The sequence below is a fragment of the Streptococcus sp. DD11 genome, from assembly GCF_001578865.1.
In the GTDB taxonomy this organism is placed as follows: domain Bacteria; phylum Bacillota; class Bacilli; order Lactobacillales; family Streptococcaceae; genus Streptococcus; species Streptococcus panodentis.
On the sequence record NZ_KQ969395.1, the window covers coordinates 41,381 to 60,361 of the forward strand.

Consider the following 18,981-nt stretch of genomic DNA (forward strand, 5'->3'; position numbering starts at 1 on the left):
GACTCCAGATTCTGCGTCATCCCGTAGGAGCCGTTCTCAAAAATCAAGAGCTCCCCGCTCATGGCATTGTCCAGACCGTGGGCACGCGCAATCCCATCACCAATATAAGTGACGATCCCTGTTTCTGTGACGTCAAAATTTGGCTGGAAATTTTCAATTTGTTGCTTAATTAAAGCGCTGATTTCTTGTGCGTTAATCGCCAAAATTCACACCACTTTCTATTTCAAATTTTCTTTTATGACTTGTAGTTGACTTCTGATGCTGGCATCAATCATCTTGTTGTCCGCAGAGATGACAAAGCCGCCAATCAGGCTGCTGTCCAGCTCCTGCCGAATCGAGCGGACCTTGAGGCCCATTTTCTGCTCAATCATCGGGCGGAGCTTTGCCTTCTGGCTGTCCGTCAGGGGCTGAACAGACTTGACCGTTACTTCAAAGACATGGCTGATTTTCTCAATCCGCTGCTGCACTTCCAGCAGGATAGCATAGAAGAGGCCTTCCCGATGATTGAGAATGACCACCTCGATCAGATTGTCAATCAGCTCGGAGCCAGACTTCTGAAAAAGCCGCAGGCTCTTTTCTTTCTCGCTGCTGTCAACTCCGATATGTGCTAAAAAGTCAGCAAGGCCTGTCTCTTCGAAAACAGCCTTTATCTGACTCAATTTCTCAAAAACATCTTCTTGCTGACCCTTTTCAAAGACGACCTGAACAAAAGGCAAGGCATATTTTTCAACCAGTGCATACTGCTTTTTGTCCATTAGGCATCTCCTAACTGTTCGATATAGCGGTCAATCAGTTCGCTCTGAGCTTCTTTGTCCAATTCCTGGCTCAAAATCTTGCCGGCCAGACTGACGGTTAAGTCAGCCACATCGCCCTTAATGCTCTGAAGAGCGTCAGCCTTGCTCTGTGCAATCTCCTGATTGGCCTTTTCTTTCAGGCGTCCCGCTTCTGCTGCTGCATCTGCCAAAATCCCGGCCTTGTTTTTCTCAGCTGTTTCTTTGGCTGTTTCGATGATGGAAGCGGCTTCCGCCCGGCTGCCTGCCAGCGCTTCTTCCCTTTCCTGAGCCAGCTTCTCCGCCTTCTTGCGGGCAGTTTCTGCACCGTCAATATCATCGGCAATCTTCTGGGCCCTCTGGTCCAGCATACTGGTGATATTGCCCCAGGCAAACTTCTTGATGAGAACAATCAAAAGAAGAAAGGAACCGGCAACAAGGATGAAATTTCCAAGCACTTCACCTAATGTAATATTCATTCTATTTTCTTCCCTTTCTATTCTTCGCCGTTAATCTTCTTTCCCAGATACATGGAGGTCAGCATGGTAAATACATAGGCCTGAATGCATGAAATAAAGATTGAGAAGGCAGTCCATACCATATTCATGACAAAAGCCAGCGGATAAGTAAAGATAGCTTGCTGGGACAGAGTGACCAGCATGCCAGCCAGCACTTCCCCGGCAAAGATATTTCCGTAGAGCCGCAGAGCCAAAGAGGCCAAATTGGTAAATTCTTCCAGAATATTCATGGGAGTCATGATGCCCGGAGTGATAAAGCCTTTCAGATAGCCCTTAATGCCGCGGCGTCGGATCCCTTCCACATGGCAAATCAGCGTAATCATCACTGCAAAGCCCAAGTCATAGGCCAGATTGGCAGTCGGCGATGTCCACAGATTGAAGCCATTGGTCGTCTGTAATTTGGCCATCAGACCCAGATTATTAGCCACCAGCACAAACAGAAATAAGGAGAATAAAAAGAGTGAATAATTCTTCATATAATGCTGGCCGATATTGCCCTTGGTGAAATCAATGACAAAATCATAGAGATACTCAAGCGCATTCTGCTTTCCTGTCGGTTTGAGCTTCATTTTGCGGCTGGCCCAGTAAACCAGGGCAAAAACAAGCAGCACCGTCAGCAAAGACATGGCAAGCAGGGTCAAATCAAAGGTTACAGGACCTAGATGAATCGTTGGATTTTTACTCTCTTCCAAATAAACGACACCTCCTTTTATTTCTGAAGCCAGGTACAGTCCGTCTTCGCATCTGCTGAAGATGCTGGTGCATACCTCGCTTCACACATCAGTATCTGATTATTTGATAAAGAAGGCCATTGCCAGCGTTACAAAGAAAGTACCTTCAATAAAGGCAATCCCCAAGATTAAAAGACTTCTCAGCTGACCGATGATTTCCGGCTGGCGGGAAGCAGCTTTGAACAAATTACTCATCAGCAGACCTTCAGCAATGGAAACACCAAAGCAGGCAAAACAAAGTCCCAAAAATGATAAATTCATGATGAATTCTCCTTTATGTTTTAAAATTTACTTACTTAGTTTAGTCCTAAAAAGACCATTTGTCAAATGTTTTTAGACAATGTAAGCGATTTTATTTCGACTTTTCCTTCAGGAAAAAAAGAGATGCCGCTGACCTTTCCTGATTAAAAACAAAAAAGTATAAACAGAGCAGCAAAAGCAGGAGGACCAGCTCAGCCCAGTCCTCCTCTTAGTCCTTCTACTTTTCCAGATTCCAAATTTCCTTGGCATACTGCTCAATGGTATCATCGGATGTAAACTTATCGGATGTTGCGATATTGACCAGACTCATGCGGGCCCACTTTTCTTTGTCGCGGTAAAGACGGTCAATCTTTTCCTGTGCTTGGACATAAGCTTCAAAGTCCTCCAGCAGGAAGTACTCATCATTGTGGGTAATCAGGGCTTCATAGATTTCAGAGCCTTCCTCCCGGACATTTGGAATGGTGCCGTTGACAAAGGTATCCACCACCCGGCGGATAAGCGGATTGCTTTCATACAGACCGCGTGAATAGTAATCGTGGCGGGCATAGTGCTCATAGACTGCATCCTTATCCATACCAAAGATAACGATATTGTCATCGCCGACTTCGTCCTTGATTTCGATATTGGCACCATCCAGCGTCGCCAGAGTAATAGCACCGGTCATCATGAACTTCATATTGGAAGTGCCGGAAGCCTCCTTAGAAGCCAGAGAAATCTGCTCAGACACATCGGCCGCTGGGATAATGAGCTCAGCCAGACTGACCCGGTAATTTTCCAGAAAGACCACCTTGAGCTTGCCTTGGAGACTCTCGTCCTGATTGACCAGATTGGCCACTTCATTGATAAGCTTGATGACCGATTTGGCAAAATGATAGCCCGGTGCAGCCTTGGCACCGAAGATAAAGACGCGGGGAACCATATCCTTGTCCGGATTGTCCTTCAAATCCCAGTAAAGCTTGATGATGTGAAGGAGATTGAGCAGCTGCCGCTTATAGGCATGAAGGCGCTTGACCTGCACATCAAAGATCGCTTCTGTGGAGACTTCCACTCCTGTCGACTCCTTGATAAAGTCAGCCAGACGGGCCTTGGCCTCCTGCTTAACCCGATAGAAATCAGCCAAGACCTGCTTGTCATCCTTGTAGTCCAAGAGACGGCGCAGTTGGTGAATGTCACTTCGCCAGTCCTTGCCGATGAGCTGATCGATGGCATCCGACAGCGGCTCGTCTGCAATCTGCAGCCAGCGGCGCTGGATAATGCCGTTGGTCTTGTTGTTGAACTTTTCAGGATAGATTTGATAGAAATCACGCAGGGTATCCTCTTTGAGCAGCTCGGTATGGAGTTTGGCCACCCCATTGACCGAATGGCCGCCGATAATGGCCAAGTGCGCCATGTGGATCTGATTGTCCTTGACAATCCGCGTATTTTCGATGACTTCCGGCTCAATGCCGCGCTGGGCCATTTCTGCCACATAGCGGTTGTCAATCTCAAGGATAATCTGGTAAACCCGCGGCAGGACATTCTTGAAGAGCTCCGCATCCCATTTTTCCAAGGCTTCGGAGAGAATGGTGTGGTTGGTGTAACTCATGGTTTTGACGGTCGCCTCCCAGGCATCGGCCCATTCCAGACCGTAAACATCCAAGAGCAGGCGCATAAATTCAGCCGGAGCAACGGCCGGGTGGGTGTCATTGATATGGACAGAAACCTTGTCATGAATCTTTTCCAGCGGCAGCCCCTGCTTGAGATAGGACTGGATGATGGTCTGCAGGCCGGCACTGGTCATGAAGTATTCCTGAATCAGGCGCAGTTCTTTTCCTTCATAGCTGGAATCATCCGGATAAAGGATGGCTGTAATATCCTGTACCCGGCGGCGGGCTTCAATGGTTGGATAGTCCAGTTCGTACTCCTCAGGGATTTCAACATCCCAGAGACGGAGATTATTGACATTGTCGTTGCCAAAGCCGATTTGCGGCACATCATAAGGCACCGCACGCAGGGTCCGGGAATTTTCATAGACCGGCACGATCCGTCCTTCCTCATTGGCCCGCAGATAGACATTTCCGAAGAGCTTCACATCGACAATATCATGGTCCTTGCGGGTTTCCCAGACATTGCCCAGACTGCCAAACCAGTCATCCGGAATCTCAACCTGATAGCCGTCTACAATCCTTTGTTTGAACAGACCGTAGCGGTAGCGAATGCCATTCCCAAAACCGGGATAGCCGGTCGTTGCCAGCGAATCCATAAAGGCTGCGGCCAGACGGCCCAGACCGCCATTTCCCAGAGCCATATCATGCTCGGCATTTTTGACATCGGCAAAATCAACTCCCAGCTCCGCAAAGCCTTCTTTCACTGTATCCAGAATGCCCAGATTGAGCAGGTTGGTTTCCAGCATGCGGCCGGGCAGAAATTCGATTGAAAAGTAATAAGCCGTTTTCTGCTGGTGCTCAACCAATTTATTGCGGCGGTCCAGCCAGAGGGGGGTAATATACTTGCGCACGGTGCTGGCCAAGGCCTGAAACAGCTCAGCAGAAGTCGCATCTGCCACTTTGATTAACTGTCGTTCGTGCAGTGTATCTTTAAAATCACGGATAAATTGTTCTTTTGTAAGTTCCATTGTGAATGGACATCTCCCTTTCTAAAATGAGGGAATCAGTTCTGCCGCCGGCAAAAAACAGTATAATAATATATAAAAATGCTTTTTTCGCGGAAATCCTCTCTTATTGCTGCAATAAGAGAGGATTTTATACATATGATTCCAAAGTGAATGTTACAAAAGTGACTGGTACAAGTCACTGTAGGCCTGACTGGCTGTATCCCATGAAAAGTCTCTTTCCATGGCCTGTTCCTGCAAGGCATGCCAGGCTTCCTTGTCATGAACATAGAGATTGAGGGCTTCCTTGAAAGTCCATCTCAGCCAGTAGCCGGAAAAGTTATTGAAGCTAAAGCCTGTCCCCTGTCCAGTATAGACATTGAAAGGCTCTACAGTATCACGCAGGCCGCCCACTTCATGGACCAGCGGCAGGGTGCCGTAGCGCATGGCCATCATCTGAGACAGACCGCAGGGTTCAAAGCGGCTCGGCATGAGGAAGATGTCACTGGCAGCATAGATTTCCTGCGCCAGCGTCACGTCAAAGAGAATATTGGCGGACAGCTTTTCAGGATAAGCCTGGCCAAACCAAGCAAAGGCCTGTTCAAAAGCCGGGTCTCCGGTCCCCAGAAGAATGATCTGCACATCTTCCTGCAGGAGGTTATGCAGTTCTTCCACTACCAGATCAAAGCCTTTCTGACGGGTCAGACGGGAAACAATCCCTACGACCGGTACATCATCGCGGACAGGCAGTCCCACTCTCTCTTGCAGAGCACGCTTATTTTCTAGTTTACCAGATAAATCATTTTTGTCAAAGTGATGTGCCAGCAGCTTGTCTGTTTCCGGATTATAGATATCCGTATCAATCCCATTGACAATGCCGACCAGCTTTCCAGACTCCATGCGCAGGACCTGATCCAGCTGGCAGCCGAATTCCGGCGTGCGGATTTCATGGGCATAGCTCGGTGACACCGTCGTTACCCGATCCGCATAGAGAATACCGGCCTTCATCCAGTTGAGGCAGTCATTCCAGCGCAGCGTACCGTCCGCATACCGCTCATAGCCGACGCCAAAGAGCTCCCACAGCATGCTGTCAGGAAACTGGCCCTGAAATTCCAGATTGTGGATAGTCAGCACCGTCCGAATCCCCTGATAAGCCTGAATCCAGTGGTATTTTTCCTTGACCAGGAAAGGAATCATGGCCGTATGGTAATCATGAACATGGAGAATATCCGGAACAAAGTCAATCCGCTCCATCAGCTCCACTGCTGCCAGCTGGAAATAAGCAAAGCGTTCGCCGTCATCAAAATCACCGTAAATATGGCCGCGGAAGAAATAGTGCTGGTTATCAATAAAGTAAAACTGCACACCGTCCAATACAATCCGCTTGACTCCGACATACTGCCGGCGCCAGCCGACACTGACCTCAAAAGAGAAGAGATCTTCAGCCTGATCGCCAAATTTAGCTTCTGTCGCATCATAGTAAGGCAGAACGACACCGACTTCATGTCCAGCTTTCACCAGCGATTTGGGGAGAGCGCCAATCACGTCTCCCAAACCGCCCGTTTTAGAAAAAGGGGCGCCTTCTGCTGCTGCAAATAAAATTTTCATGAGATGATATCCTCTATAACCTTCTCGCCCTTCCTGACAACAACCGGATGTTCAGCCGTTCCGCGAATGACCACTCCCTCAGCAATCTCAACGCTCTTGTCCACGATGGCATACTCTACTACAGCGTTTTTGCCGACTTTGACACGCGGAAAGAGAATGCTGTCCTTGACACTGCTGCCTTCGGAAATATCGGTATTCCGCGAAACAACGGAATTAAACACCTGTCCTCTGACAATGCTTCCTGAAGCGAACTGTGAGCGCGACACTTTTGAAGACGGAGCATAATAGGTCGGTTCCTCATTTTTCACCTTGGTGTAAATCTTTTGGTTAGGAGTAAAGAGGGAGTAGAATTTTTGACTCTCCAGCATGTCTTTATTGGCCTGATAGTAGGACTCGACAGAGTAGATATTGGCCAGATAGCCTGTGTATTCATAGGCAAAAGCGCCTTCCTGAGCCGCCAAATCACGCAGCACATAGCGCAGTTTCTGCGGATGTTCCTTCTGAGCTTCCTCTTCCAGTCTTTCAATCAGCCAAGGAGTGTCGGCTACAAAAATATCTGTCGACATATTGAAGAGCTCGCCGTCAGACTTGGGATCAAAGAGCTTGTGGCTCTTGACATGGTCTGATTCATCAATTTCCAAGATAGAATTCACATCTGAAATATTTTCTTTGTGCAATTTCTTATAGACCACCGTAATCGGCTGCTCTGTCGTATTGTGCAGATGGAAGACCTGGTTCAGATCAATGTTAATCAGCACATCGCAGTTGAGGGCAACGGTCTGATTGGAGCCGGAGCGTCTGAGATAGGTCAGGAGCTGGTCATAGTATTCGTCCCCCACCGTAGAGCTTTCTACACGGGTATTGTAAATCCCCAGATAATAGTGGCTGAGCAGGGTAGACAGGCCCCATTCGCGGCCGGAGCGGATATGGTCAAAGACAGAGCTGATATTGTCCTGCTGGAAAATACCAAATACGCTGCGGATACCAGCATTGGCCAGACTGGAAAGCGGGAAGTCAATCAGACGGTATTTCCCCCCAAAAGGCAGACTGGCTACGGGACGGTGATTTGTCAGGCTTGACATATCATGAAAGCCGACTGTATTTCCTAAAATCGCTGAATATTTATCAATCTTCATCTGTTGGTACCCCCACTTTCTCGTTGTATCCGATAACATGCACTTCATCCGTTCCATCAATCTCGACACCTTCAGAAATGATGGCACCTTCGCCGATAATGGCCCGCTTAATCTTAGCACCCTGACCGATGACAGCCCCGCTCATAATCACGGAGTCTTCAATGACAGCGTCCTTTCTGACCTGAGCTCCGGTAGAGAGGATAGAGTGCTTGACAGTCCCATCCACAAAGCATCCGTCAACGACCAGCGAGTCTTCCACATGGGCATGTTCGCCCAAGAAGTTAGGCGGGGAAATCAGATTGCGGGAGTAGATCTTCCAGCGGCGGTTGCGGCTGTCCAGAGCGTTGTTGGGGTCGATATATTCCATATTGGCTTCCCAGAGGGATTCCACTGTCCCCACATCTTTCCAGTAGCCGGCAAACTCATAAGCATAGACGCTTTCGCCGGATTCCAGATAATTTGGAATGACATTTTTACCAAAGTCTGACATGTCCACACTGCTCTTTTCAGCAGCCACCAGCATATTGCGCAGGCGCTGCCAGTCAAAGATGTAAATCCCCATGGATGCCTTGGTAGACTTCGGCTCTGCCGGTTTTTCTTCAAATTCAACAATCCGGTTGTTGGCATCTGTATTCATGATTCCAAAACGGCTGGCTTCCTTGAGCGGCACATCCAGAACGGCCACGGTCAGGCTGGCATTATTGTCCTTATGGGACTGAAGCATGTCATCATAGTCCATCTTGTAGATATGGTCTCCAGACAGAATCAGGACATATTCGGGATTGATGCTGTCGATATAGTCAATATTTTGAAAAATAGCATGGCTGGTCCCTTCAAACCAGCGGTTTCCTTCACTGGCTGAATAAGGCTGAAGAATGGATACGCCTGAGTTGATACCGTCCAGCCCCCAGCTGGAACCATTGCCGATATGGCTGTTCAGGGCCAGTGGCTGGTACTGAGTGATGACACCGACATTGTGAATGCCGGAGTTGGCGCAGTTTGACAGGGCAAAATCAATAATCCGATAGCGGCCGCCAAACTGTACTGCCGGTTTTGCAATACTCTGTGTGAGCTTTCCAAGACGAGTCCCCTGCCCTCCGGCAAGGATTAAAGCTAGCATTTCATTCTTCATATCCTACTCCTTTGTGGATTTTTTATTAGCTTGAGTGGTTTTCACGCGACGCTTAACCTTCCAGATACTTGCCCCCAGAGCCGGCAGCGTAAAGGTCAAGGTCTGCGGATAATCTTTCCAAAGTCCTTCTTGGGACTGAACGGTTGCATTATGTTCCTTCCAAACACCTCCCCATTCTTCTAGTTCGGTGTTCCATACTTCTTCATAAATGGCCGCCACAGGAACACCAATGGTAAAGTTCTTCCGCTCTACCGGCGCCATATTGAAGACACAAATTAACATTTCTCCCTTAGCCGTCTTTCTGATAAAGGAGAGGACACTCTGGTCTGTATTATCGGCATCGATGATTTCAATGCCTTCATAGCTTAAGTCAATTTCCCAGAGAGGACGGTTTTCCTTGTAGAAAGCATTGAGAGCGGAGGTAAAGCCCTGCATCTGCTTGTTGAGCCGGTCGTCCAGATTGGACCATTCCAGCTGTTCTTCGGATTTCCATTCTAGGAATTGGCCAAACTCAGAGCCCATAAAGAGCAGCTTCTTGCCCGGATGGCAGATCTGATACGTGTAGAGGTTGCGCAGACCTGCAAACTGATTGTAGCGGTCGCCCCACATCTTGTGCATGAGACTCTTCTTGCCGTGGACCACCTCATCATGGGAGAAGGGCAGCAGGAAATTTTCCGAGAAAGCATACATGAAGCTGAAAGTCACCAGATTAAAATCATACTTGCGGTAAATCGGATCTTCCTCATAGAAGCGGAGAATATCATTCATCCAGCCCATATTCCACTTGTAGTCAAAGCCCAGACCGCCCAGCTCCTTCATGCCGGTAATCTTGGTTCCCGAAGAGCTTTCTTCAGCAATCATCATCACATCCGGATGGGCCAGCTTGATGACGGTATTGAGCCGCTGCAGGAAGTAATAGCCCTCATAGTTGCGGTTGCCTCCGTCTTTATTGGGCTGCCAAGGACCGCTGTCATAGTCCAGATAGAGCATATTGCTGACAGCATCCACACGGATACCGTCCAGATGGTAAAAATCAATCCAAAATTTAATGCTGGAAATCAGGAAGGACTGAACCTGATTCTTGCCCAAATCAAAATTGAGCGCACCCCAGCCGTAGTTATGAGCCCGGTCATGGTCCTGGTATTCAAAGGTCGGTGTCCCGTCATAGTAGGCCAAGGCATCGTCATTGATGGTAAAATGCCCCGGAACCCAGTCCACAATGACCCCGATATTGTTCAAGTGGCATTCTTCAACAAAGTCCTGAAATTCCTCCGGCGTGCCGTAAGTATGCTCAAAAGCAAAGTAACCCATGAGCTGATAGCCCCAGCTGAGTCCCAGCGGATGCGCCATGAGCGGCATGAACTCCACATGGGTGTAATTCATCTCTACCAGATAGGGAATCAGCTCCTCTTTCAGCTGTGCAAAAGTGTAGGGGCTGCCGTCTTCATTGCGTTTCCAAGACCCGGCATGGACCTCATAGATAGAGACCGGCCGGGAAAAGAAGCCCCAGCGCTTTCTGCGGGCCAGCCAGAGACCGTCCTTCCATTTCTTTTCAGGAATGGTGCGGATGACTGCTCCGGTGCCCGGCCGCTCTTCCAGATAGACAGCCAGCGGATCCAGCTTGAGAATCTCCTGACCGCTGCTGCGTTTGATATTGTATTTGTAAATGTCTCCTTCCTTGGGCAGTTCGGTAAAGACCTCCCAGACACCGGCTTCATTGCGGGTCATGGGAATCTGATGCTCATACCAGCCGGTGAAATCTCCGATTAAGTGAACATTCTGAGCATTAGGCGCCCAGACACGGAAGGTATAGCCGGACCGGCCGTCCACTACCTCCTGATGCGCCCCCAGATAATGCTGCAGATGAAAGTTTTCACCCGTTGTAAAGGTTCTTAATGCTTCGTTTTTATCCATGCAATCACCTTTCTATTTTGTAAGCGTTTTCTATAATACTATTCTACATTATTTTTAGCTCTTTTTCAAGTAAATTTCAAAAATCATTACGGAAAATTACAAAAACCGAACGTTATCCGAAATGGCCTTCTGACCAGCTCTAAAAGACTGAGATTTGCTATTTTCTAAAGGTTTTTATTCATTCTTAGCTGTCTGACAGCCTCGGACCGGAAAGAAGGAAAGATGAAAATCTCCCTACCGCTCTATACCAAAATGTAAATTTACATTTTGAAAGTATAAGCGCTTAATCTATCTTTTGCTCCCTCTCCTTCAATTGGACCTGCTGGGGGAAATCTTCTCATTTTTTCATTTTCGCCGGCCGCCTTTCTGCTCTTCGACTACTCAAGCACTGACCGAACATCGAAGATGGTGCCTCCTGACGGAAGTTTTATTTGCAGGTTCAAAGCAGCGCTTTTGCTGCTGCCTGTTGGAAGCTTCATCTGCCATCTCACTCCCCTTCCCGAAGCTGCTGAGCGTCATCAGCTGTATGAAAAAAGGCCGCACAAAGCCGCCTTTCTTATTTATTTCACGTCAAACACGATTGATTTCACTTGTGTCATCGCTTCGATACTGTAACGGATCCCCTGCACACCTGCTCCGGATCCTTTGACCCCCAAGAATGGGAAGTTGTCCGGACCGCGCTGTGTTTTATTATTGATGTGTACAGTGCCCACTTCTAATTTTTCAGCAATTTCAAATGCTTTAGGGAAATCATTTGTAAAGACTGAAGATTGCAGACCGAATTCAGACTGATTGCAGATTTCGACAGCTTCTTCCACAGAAGCAACACGAATAATCGGAAGAGCGGGACCGAACGGCTCCTCCCAAGCTAATTTCATATCCAATGTGACATTGTCAAACAAGGCAGGCCAGATGAGATTTGCTTCACGTTTGATTTCCGTCAGGGCAGTCGCTCCCTTAGCCTGAGCGTCCTCAATCAAGCCCCAGATGAAATCTGCCGACGCATTGTCGATAACCGGTGTAATATCTGCGTTATCAAAAGGATCGCCGACCGTTAATTTGCTGACCTCTGCCTGCAGCAGCGCAGCCAGTTTATCCGCTACACTTTCCATGACAAGGACACGCTTAATAGCCGTACAGCGCTGGCCGGAGTAGCTGAAAGCCCCGCCGACAATCTGCTTGGCAGCATGCTCCAAGTCCGCATCTTCCAAAACAACCGCTGCATCTTTTCCGCCCAGCTCCAGCATCACCGGACGCATGCCAGCTAACTTGCCGATCCGCTCACCGATAGGAGTTGAGCCCGTAAAGTTAATGTAGTTGACTTCCTGATGCTCAATGATGTAGTCACCGATTTCAGACCCACGCCCGGTAATGGTGTTGAAGACACCTGCAGGGAGGCCCGCCTCTGCAAAGGCCTGCGCCAGCAGCAGCCCTGAAATAGAGCCTTGAGTCGGCGGTTTGAACATGACAACATTTCCGCCAATCAAAGCCGGTGCAATCTTGGAGCCAGATAGGTTGACTGGATAGTTAAAAGGCGCTACAGCCAGCACAACGCCCATAGGCTCACGGCGCACAACAGCCAGCTTCTTCTTGCTGGCAGCTTCAAAACCGCCGCCTTCCAGTACCTGGCCGTGAACACGGATGCCTTCTTCAGCTGCATAGCGGATCAAATCGGCTGTCCGGACAACCTCGCCAACCGCTGCCTTGATCCCCTTGGCCACTTCCTTAGCCAGAATTTGGCCGATTTTCTCCTGATCGCGCTCCAAAATATCTGCCGCCTTATGCAGATAAGCCGCACGCTCAACTGCCGAAAGAGCACGCCAAGCAGGCAAAGCCGCGCGGGCGCTCTTCATAGCAGCATCCACTTCTGCCTGACTCATGGCAGGAACGGTTCCTAAAATTTCGCCGTTAATCGGAGATGAGATGGTAATTTCATTTGCAGAAGACTTCCATTCTCCATTGATGTAGTTTTTATATTGTGTCAAATTCGCCCCTCCAAAATGTTGGTAAGTATTATTTTACCAAATTTTCTGAAAACTTCAACCAAAAACCGTAAATTTAAAGAAAATTTTCACAAATTAGATGATTACAGCCAATTTGTTCAAATTTCACTTGCAAAAAAAGAGCGCACAAACGCTCTTTAAAAGATTATTCAAAATCCAGATACTCTTTTTCCAGTTCCAGAACTTCTTCCATGGTTGCACATTCTGTCAGAGCACGGTTAGCCAGTTCTTCCATTTTCTTCGTATCCAATTTCTTCATGAGGCTGCGGGTACGCAGAACAGAGGTGGCACTCATAGAGAACTCATCCAAGCCCATCCCTACAAGCAATGGTACAGCTGTTTGATCTCCAGCCATTTCTCCGCACATACCTGCCCACTTGCCTTCTGCATGCGCTGCCTTGATAACATTGTTAATCAGGCGCAGGATAGAGGGGTTATAAGGCTGGTACAGATAGGAAACCTGCTCATTCATCCGGTCAGCTGCCATGGTGTATTGGATCAAGTCGTTGGTACCAATAGAGAAGAAGTCTACTTCCTTGGCAAACTGATCTGCCAGCATTGCTGCTGCTGGGATTTCAATCATGATGCCGACTTGGATATTGTCCGCTACAGCAAGGCCTTCTGCCTGCAGCTTGGCTTTTTCTTCCTCATAGACAGCTTTAGCCTTGCGGAATTCTGTCAGAAGAGCTACCATTGGGAACATGATGCGCAACTGTCCATGCACAGATGCACGCAGAAGCGCACGAATCTGAGTGCGGAACATGGCATCACCCGTCTCAGAGATAGAGATACGCAGGGCACGGAAGCCGAGGAATGGGTTCATTTCATGCGGCATGTCAAAGTAAGGAAGTTCCTTGTCCCCACCGATGTCCATGGTACGAACCACGACCGGCTTGCCGTTCATCCCTTCCAGCACTGCTTTGTAAGCTTCGTACTGTTCGTCTTCTGTTGGGAAGTCTTGAGAATCCATGTACAAGAATTCTGTACGATAAAGACCGACTGCTTCTGCACCGTTGGCATTGACACCTTCGACATCTTTCGGTGTACCGATGTTCGCTGCCAGCTCAAAGTGTTTGCCGTCAGCCGTCACAGTCTGAGCATCTTTGAGCAGTTCCCACTCAGCCTTTTGCTTGGCATAAGCTTCGCCGGCCGCCTTGAATTCGGCAATCTGCTCTTCGGTCGGGTTGATGATGACTTGGCCGGTAATACCGTTAGCTGCAATCACATCACCGTCTTTGACTAACTCAGTAATATTATTTGTACCGAGCACAGCAGCAATTTCCAGCGTACGGGCCATGATAGCTGAGTGGCTGGTACGTCCGCCAATGTTGGTCACAAAGGCTTTTACAAAGTTTTTATCTAACTGTGCTGTATCAGAAGGAGTCAGGTCATGGGCAATGACGACTACTTCTTCATCGATAGAAGCAGGATTTGGCAATTTCTTGCCCAAAAGATTTGCCAGCACGCGCTTGGTCACGTCGCGGATGTCTGCTGCACGCTCCTGCATATATGGGTTGTCTTCCATATTTTCAAAGAGGGTGATAAACATGTCCGTTACTTCTTTGAGACCAGCTTCTGCATTGGTCTTTTTGGCACGAATGGTTTCTTTGATTTGCCCAACCATTTCAGGGTCAGCCAGTACCATCAAGTGCGCATCAAATACTTGAGCTGCTTCTTCGCCTAGGCTATCTACTGCTTTCTCACGGATAACAGAAAGCTCGTTCTGGGAAGCTTCAAGAGCTGCATCCAAACGAGCCTCTTCTGCATTCGTATCTTCGACTGAAACAGTCTCAAATGACAAATCCGGTTGAACTAATAGATATGCCTTAGCAACGGCAACACCGTCAGATGCTGCAATTCCTTTTAGCATTTCTGTCATATTAAGCCAATCCTTCTTTTTCCATTGTTTCTGTGATCGCTGCGATAGCGTCATCCGCATCTGCACCTTCAGCTGAGATAACTACGTCTGCACCTTGACCTACACCAAGACTCATGACACCCATAATTGATTTGAGGTTTACTGATTTACCTTTGTATTCAAGCGTAATGTCTGAAGCAAATTTGCTGGCAGTTTGCACCAATAAAGTTGCTGGACGTGCGTGAATACCTGTTTCTGCCACAATGTGGAAATCTTTAGAAGCCATAGTTAGACTCTCCTTTAAATATTTCTATTTGGATTATTTGTGATAACCCTTACAAATTGATATTATATCACCTTTTGAAATCTTTTTCAAGAATTTTATGTGGCGCTTACAAAATATTTCTCAATCGTTGCAAACTGTTCTTATTATATTGAAGAAGGTTTTCTTTGAGTCTTTCCTTCAGCAAGGACGGCAGCAAATGCCTTGGAAATTCCATACCTAAGCTTTGAATTTGTCTTTTGTTTTGAAGGCTCATTCAAACATGGCATCCACTAAGTTTTCAATCATAAAGCTGAAAACTTCTTCAATATCAGCGGGCAGCTGGTTCTTATGGGTAATGGTTGCCATGGTTGCCGATAAGACTGAAATAGCCAGATTCTTTTCAATTTTTAAACTTAAAAAGGATTGGGAAAAGATTTCATCGTTCAAGCGAGAGGTTTTAGAAGTAATCTCCTGCCGCTGTTCTAAGCTCAGCTTATTCTCAAAACTTAAAAAGTCTGGATTTTTTGTATCAAAGACAAAGGTGCTCTTTTCATACTCCTTAAATACAGCCTTGAGAGCCGCCGCAAAACCAGCTTTTGAGGGGTTAGCCTTTAAAGTCTCTTCAAAAACAGCGAAAATCTCATCCTGGGTATCGCAGTAGACTTGGAAGAAAAGCTCCTCCTTGTTTTTAAAAAAAGTATAGAAAGAGCCTTTGGCAATCCCAGCCTCCTGACAGAGCAGATCGACACTGGTCTTCTTATAGCCAAAGGTCATCCAGCTTCGGCTGCAGGCCTCTTTAAATTTTTTTATCAATATCTTCTTTTCTTCTATTGTAAATCCTTTAGGCATTTTTTCTCCTTTTTTGTTCAAAAATTATATATGACTATTTACACAGTTTTAGTCATATGTTATAATTAGCTTGTAGCTACTTCTTAAATATATCTTACTTTACCCCTAATTGCAATCTTTTTTATAGAAGAGATTGGTCCATTTTTTCATTGAAGGCGCGCTTGATTCAATGAAGATGGAGGCGGTTAGGGTTAAAGGCTCCGTTCTGCTATCTTAAGAAAGGAATATGCCATGAAGAAACGATTATTGCTTGCCTGCTTTCTGCTCTTGGGCTTTGCCAGTCCTGGACTGGCTTTAGCTGAAAGCCAAAAGCTGCCAGAAGGGACCAGCTATGACCAAATAGGTCAGAAAATTCAAGATTTTTATCAAAAAAATGAAAAAACATCTGCTGCTATGGAGACTGCCATTTTCGATACCGAGGGAACCATTTATCGGGGAAATTTCGGCTACAGTGACAAGGAAAACCAAGTCAAGGCTGACGACGACACCGTTTTTGAATGGGGCTCCATCACCAAACTAACCGTCTGGATCTCTGTCATGCAGCTCTGGGAAGAAGGAAAAATCAACCTCGAAGAGGACATCAAAACCTATCTGCCGGACGATTTTCTGAAAAATCTGCATTTTGACAAGCCCATCACCATGCTGGACCTGATGAACCATCAGGCTGGCTTTGACGAGCAGAATACCTACCTCAAAGGAGACCTGAGCATCGAAGAACTGCTCAGAACCAGACAGCCCAATCAGGTTTTTGAGCCGGGGACTGTCAGTGCCTACTCCAACTATGGCACCGGCCTAGCCTCCTATATCGTTGAAATCCTCAGCGGTCAGTCCTTTGCTGACTATGTCCATGAGCACATTTTCCAGCCGCTCAAGATGGACAAAACAGCTCTGCTGCCCGATTTATCCGATAATCAGTATGTCCAGGAAAAACGCCAAGAAATCAACAGCTACGACGCTAATGGAAATAAAAAAAATGCTGATTTTGAACTGAGCCTTTATCCGGTCGGCAGGGCGACGGGCACACTGGATGACCTGCAAAAGTTCGCCCAAGGGCTCTTGAAGAAAGAAGCACTCTTCAAGCGGCCTGAGACTTGGACTAGGCTTTATACTGCGACTTCGACCTATCCGGATACTGACATCCCCCTGAATGCCCACGGCTTTTGGTACCAAGAGTACGGAGTGAGACTGCTCGGCCACGGCGGCAATTCTGCTGGATTCTCCTCTATGCTCTTGCTGGACTTAGAATCCGGCCTGGGCCAAGTCATTATGACCAACCAGTATCAGGAAAGAATTTATAACTATCAAATGCCTGAGCTGGTATTTGGCCCTAAAAAACAGCGGATAAGCAATCCTATGAAACATTCAGTCCCGGCTACTACCGCAGCGCCCGGACCTTCAACAGCGGCCCCTTCTCCTTTTTAAAAACCATTCCGGGATATACTTACTATCTTAATGAAAAAGCAGACGCCCCGCAAACCAAGGGCGAATTCTGGGTAGCGGGAGAAAGCAATGGACAGTCCAAAATCACACGCACCTACGGTGATGCCCTAAAACTGTCTGATTGGGACCTGATTAAAGACTACGGAATGGTACTTCTCTTTGTATTTGCGGTTATTTTCAGTCTGCTCAGCCTTCTGATTCATGCCGGTCTTGACTGTTGGCGGCTGATTTTCAGAAAAAACAAGGACAGCTATCCTCTGGCAAGGAAGTTATGGATCTATCTGACTGCTGTCGTCATTTTAGCAGTGCCCATTAATTTATTCAATGTCTTTAACAAGCTGATGACCGCATCGGCCAATGTTGACTATACTTGGAATTTTGTCCTCTTAGCCGTGACCGGTCTGCTTTTAACCGTCTCTGCTCTCTATCCTTTCTATCTGAAAAAGAAAGAAAGATGGACCAAGGGGCAGCTTTTCTTCGCTGCCATGATCAGTCTCTCTTCCCTGATGATTGTGGCCAACATCCTCTACTGGTCGCTTTACCAATGGTGGGCAGCTTACTAAGATAACCCTATCCATCTCCCTTGCAAAAATGGACTGCCAAAGCTCTCCTTCTGCAGGGGAGTTTTTCTTTGCACAAAAAGCCTCGGAATGCTTCTGCAGCTTTTTTGCAATTTTATAAAAGCATGCAAAATACTGTGAAAAATTAGCTAATTCTAAAATATTTCTAAAGTTTTTAAAAAACATACAGGACTTTTGGGCCAATATGCTCTGGATAGCTGATTTTCTTGACTTTTTATAGCTATAATTTTTTAATATAAAAATTTGACATACATAGATTGTTTATATATAATTAATTTGTATATAATGCATTCTATATAAGAATTACATAAAAGGCCGGCTTATGTAAGAAGACGCAATCATATTTGCAAAGGAGTCTAACATGTTTAAAATTTTTATCCGAGTGGTCTGCAGAAGCATTTCCTATGCTATCCAAGGTTTTGACTAGAAAGGAAAACTCATGAAAAAATCAATTTTATTCATTATTTTAACCGTTTTGACGCTGGGAATTTTTCGCCCAGTCCATGCTCAAGCAGCGTCGCAGAAGCTGCCTTCGGGCATCGACCGCAGCCAAATCGGCCAGAAAATTGAGGACTATGTCAAGGAGCACGAAAAGACAACCGCCGGTATGGAAACGGCAGTCTTCGACGAGAACGGCACCATCTACCAAGGAAACTTTGGCTATATGGACAAGGAAAAAGGCATTAAAGCCGATGATTCCAGCGTCTTTGAGTGGGGCTCAGTTACTAAGCTGACTGTCTGGGTATCGGTCATGCAGCTCTGGGAAGAAGGAAAAATCAACCTTGAAGAAGACATCCGTACCTATCTGCCGGAGGGCTTTCTCAAGAATCTCCGCTTTGACAAGCCCATCACCATGCTAGACCTCATGAATCATCAGGCCGGCTTTGACGAAGCACCCCTGTATATGCAGGGCGGCAAAAGCCTGGAGGAACTGCTCAGTGACTACCAGCCCATCCAGTCCTTTGAGCCGGGCACGACAACAGCCTATTCCAACTATGGAGCAGGCTTGGCCTCCTACATCGTCGAGCGCGTCTCTGGCCAGTCCTATGTCGACTATATCCATGAGCATATATTTCAGCCGCTGAGCATGGACAAAACGGCTATCCTGCCGGACTTGTCTGATAATGCTTACGTACAGAAGAAACGCAAGGAAGACAAGGGCTACGATGCCCAAGGCAAGCTATTGGGAGAGGCGATTTTTGAGGTCGGACTCTATCCAGTAGGCCGAGCTACCGGAACCTTGGACGATATGCAAAAATTTGCCCAGGCCCTGCTGTCTCGCAAGACCCTCTTTAGCCGGCCAGAGACTTGGACCACTCTTTACA

Annotated in this window: 14 protein-coding genes and 2 pseudogenes; 2 read left to right on the forward strand and 14 right to left on the reverse strand. The window is 47.2% G+C overall.

Annotated elements, in window-relative coordinates; genetic code table 11:
* From STRDD11_RS07960 to STRDD11_RS08025, 14 genes and pseudogenes are all read right to left on the reverse strand, one after another.
* Nucleotides 1-203 (reverse strand): annotated as a pseudogene (locus STRDD11_RS07960) (F0F1 ATP synthase subunit alpha); the annotation flags it as partial.
* Nucleotides 204-218: 15 nt separating this feature from the next.
* The gene (locus STRDD11_RS07965; RefSeq protein ID WP_128836884.1) at nucleotides 219-755 is read right to left on the reverse strand and encodes a F0F1 ATP synthase subunit delta; all 537 of its coding nucleotides are present in this window, start codon (nucleotides 753-755) and stop codon (nucleotides 219-221) included.
* Nucleotides 755-1,249, reverse strand: a complete 495-nt coding sequence (gene atpF / locus STRDD11_RS07970) for a F0F1 ATP synthase subunit B (RefSeq protein ID WP_128836885.1) — start codon at nucleotides 1,247-1,249, stop codon at nucleotides 755-757. Before atpF ends, STRDD11_RS07965 begins: the two co-directional genes overlap by 1 nt.
* A 17-nt stretch (nucleotides 1,250-1,266) precedes the next feature.
* On the reverse strand, nucleotides 1,267-1,980 hold the full coding sequence (atpB, locus tag STRDD11_RS07975) for a F0F1 ATP synthase subunit A (RefSeq protein WP_128836886.1): 714 nt from the start codon (nucleotides 1,978-1,980) through the stop codon (nucleotides 1,267-1,269).
* Nucleotides 1,981-2,079: 99 nt separating this feature from the next.
* The gene (locus tag STRDD11_RS07980) at nucleotides 2,080-2,280 is read right to left on the reverse strand and encodes a F0F1 ATP synthase subunit C (RefSeq protein WP_128836887.1); all 201 of its coding nucleotides are present in this window, start codon (nucleotides 2,278-2,280) and stop codon (nucleotides 2,080-2,082) included.
* Nucleotides 2,281-2,497: 217 nt separating this feature from the next.
* Entirely contained in the window at nucleotides 2,498-4,894 is a 2,397-nt protein-coding gene (locus tag STRDD11_RS07985; protein WP_128836888.1) for a glycogen/starch/alpha-glucan phosphorylase, read from the reverse strand.
* A gap of 153 nt (nucleotides 4,895-5,047) precedes the next feature.
* Entirely contained in the window at nucleotides 5,048-6,478 is a 1,431-nt protein-coding gene (gene glgA, locus STRDD11_RS07990; RefSeq protein ID WP_128836889.1) for a glycogen synthase GlgA, read from the reverse strand.
* Nucleotides 6,475-7,614 (reverse strand): glucose-1-phosphate adenylyltransferase subunit GlgD, encoded by a 1,140-nt coding sequence (gene glgD / locus STRDD11_RS07995; RefSeq protein ID WP_128836890.1) that lies wholly within the window; start codon nucleotides 7,612-7,614, stop codon nucleotides 6,475-6,477. Before glgD ends, glgA begins: the two co-directional genes overlap by 4 nt.
* Nucleotides 7,604-8,746, reverse strand: coding sequence for a glucose-1-phosphate adenylyltransferase (locus STRDD11_RS08000; protein WP_128836891.1), 1,143 nt, complete (start codon nucleotides 8,744-8,746; stop codon nucleotides 7,604-7,606). The genes glgD and STRDD11_RS08000 overlap by 11 nt, the downstream gene beginning before the upstream one ends.
* A gap of 3 nt (nucleotides 8,747-8,749) precedes the next feature.
* Complete coding sequence (gene glgB, locus STRDD11_RS08005) at nucleotides 8,750-10,660, reverse strand: 1,4-alpha-glucan branching protein GlgB (RefSeq protein WP_128836892.1); 1,911 nt, start codon at nucleotides 10,658-10,660, stop codon at nucleotides 8,750-8,752.
* 560 nt (nucleotides 10,661-11,220) lie between these two features.
* Nucleotides 11,221-12,645, reverse strand: coding sequence for an NADP-dependent glyceraldehyde-3-phosphate dehydrogenase (locus STRDD11_RS08010; RefSeq protein ID WP_128836893.1), 1,425 nt, complete (start codon nucleotides 12,643-12,645; stop codon nucleotides 11,221-11,223).
* A gap of 163 nt (nucleotides 12,646-12,808) precedes the next feature.
* Nucleotides 12,809-14,542, reverse strand: coding sequence for a phosphoenolpyruvate--protein phosphotransferase (ptsP, locus tag STRDD11_RS08015; RefSeq protein WP_128836894.1), 1,734 nt, complete (start codon nucleotides 14,540-14,542; stop codon nucleotides 12,809-12,811).
* 1 nt (nucleotide 14,543) lies between these two features.
* Nucleotides 14,544-14,807 carry a phosphocarrier protein HPr gene (locus STRDD11_RS08020; RefSeq protein ID WP_037614534.1) on the reverse strand — a complete coding sequence of 88 codons (264 nt, stop codon included), beginning with the start codon at nucleotides 14,805-14,807 and terminating at the stop codon, nucleotides 14,544-14,546.
* A gap of 249 nt (nucleotides 14,808-15,056) precedes the next feature.
* On the reverse strand, nucleotides 15,057-15,635 hold the full coding sequence (locus STRDD11_RS08025) for a TetR/AcrR family transcriptional regulator (protein WP_128836895.1): 579 nt from the start codon (nucleotides 15,633-15,635) through the stop codon (nucleotides 15,057-15,059).
* A 231-nt stretch (nucleotides 15,636-15,866) separates the two neighbouring features.
* On the opposite strand from STRDD11_RS08025, the pseudogene STRDD11_RS08030 reads away from it, so the two are divergent.
* Nucleotides 15,867-17,638 (forward strand): annotated as a pseudogene (locus tag STRDD11_RS08030) (serine hydrolase domain-containing protein).
* A 457-nt stretch (nucleotides 17,639-18,095) separates the two neighbouring features.
* Nucleotides 18,096-18,981: serine hydrolase domain-containing protein (locus tag STRDD11_RS08035; RefSeq protein WP_164828433.1), on the forward strand; the 886-nt coding region annotated here is incomplete at its 3' end.

Coding starts and splice junctions, on each gene's coding strand:
- STRDD11_RS07965 (WP_128836884.1), bottom strand. CDS start 755: ATGGACAAAAAGCAGTATGCACTGGTTGAAAAATATGCCTTGCCTTTT.
- atpF (WP_128836885.1), bottom strand. CDS start 1,249: ATGAATATTACATTAGGTGAAGTGCTTGGAAATTTCATCCTTGTTGCC.
- STRDD11_RS07980 (WP_128836887.1), bottom strand. CDS start 2,280: ATGAATTTATCATTTTTGGGACTTTGTTTTGCCTGCTTTGGTGTTTCC.
- STRDD11_RS07985 (WP_128836888.1), bottom strand. CDS start 4,894: ATGGAACTTACAAAAGAACAATTTATCCGTGATTTTAAAGATACACTG.
- glgA (WP_128836889.1), bottom strand. CDS start 6,478: ATGAAAATTTTATTTGCAGCAGCAGAAGGCGCCCCTTTTTCTAAAACG.
- glgD (WP_128836890.1), bottom strand. CDS start 7,614: ATGAAGATTGATAAATATTCAGCGATTTTAGGAAATACAGTCGGCTTT.
- STRDD11_RS08000 (WP_128836891.1), bottom strand. CDS start 8,746: ATGAAGAATGAAATGCTAGCTTTAATCCTTGCCGGAGGGCAGGGGACT.
- glgB (WP_128836892.1), bottom strand. CDS start 10,660: ATGGATAAAAACGAAGCATTAAGAACCTTTACAACGGGTGAAAACTTT.
- ptsP (WP_128836894.1), bottom strand. CDS start 14,542: ATGACAGAAATGCTAAAAGGAATTGCAGCATCTGACGGTGTTGCCGTT.
- STRDD11_RS08020 (WP_037614534.1), bottom strand. CDS start 14,807: ATGGCTTCTAAAGATTTCCACATTGTGGCAGAAACAGGTATTCACGCA.
- STRDD11_RS08025 (WP_128836895.1), bottom strand. CDS start 15,635: ATGCCTAAAGGATTTACAATAGAAGAAAAGAAGATATTGATAAAAAAA.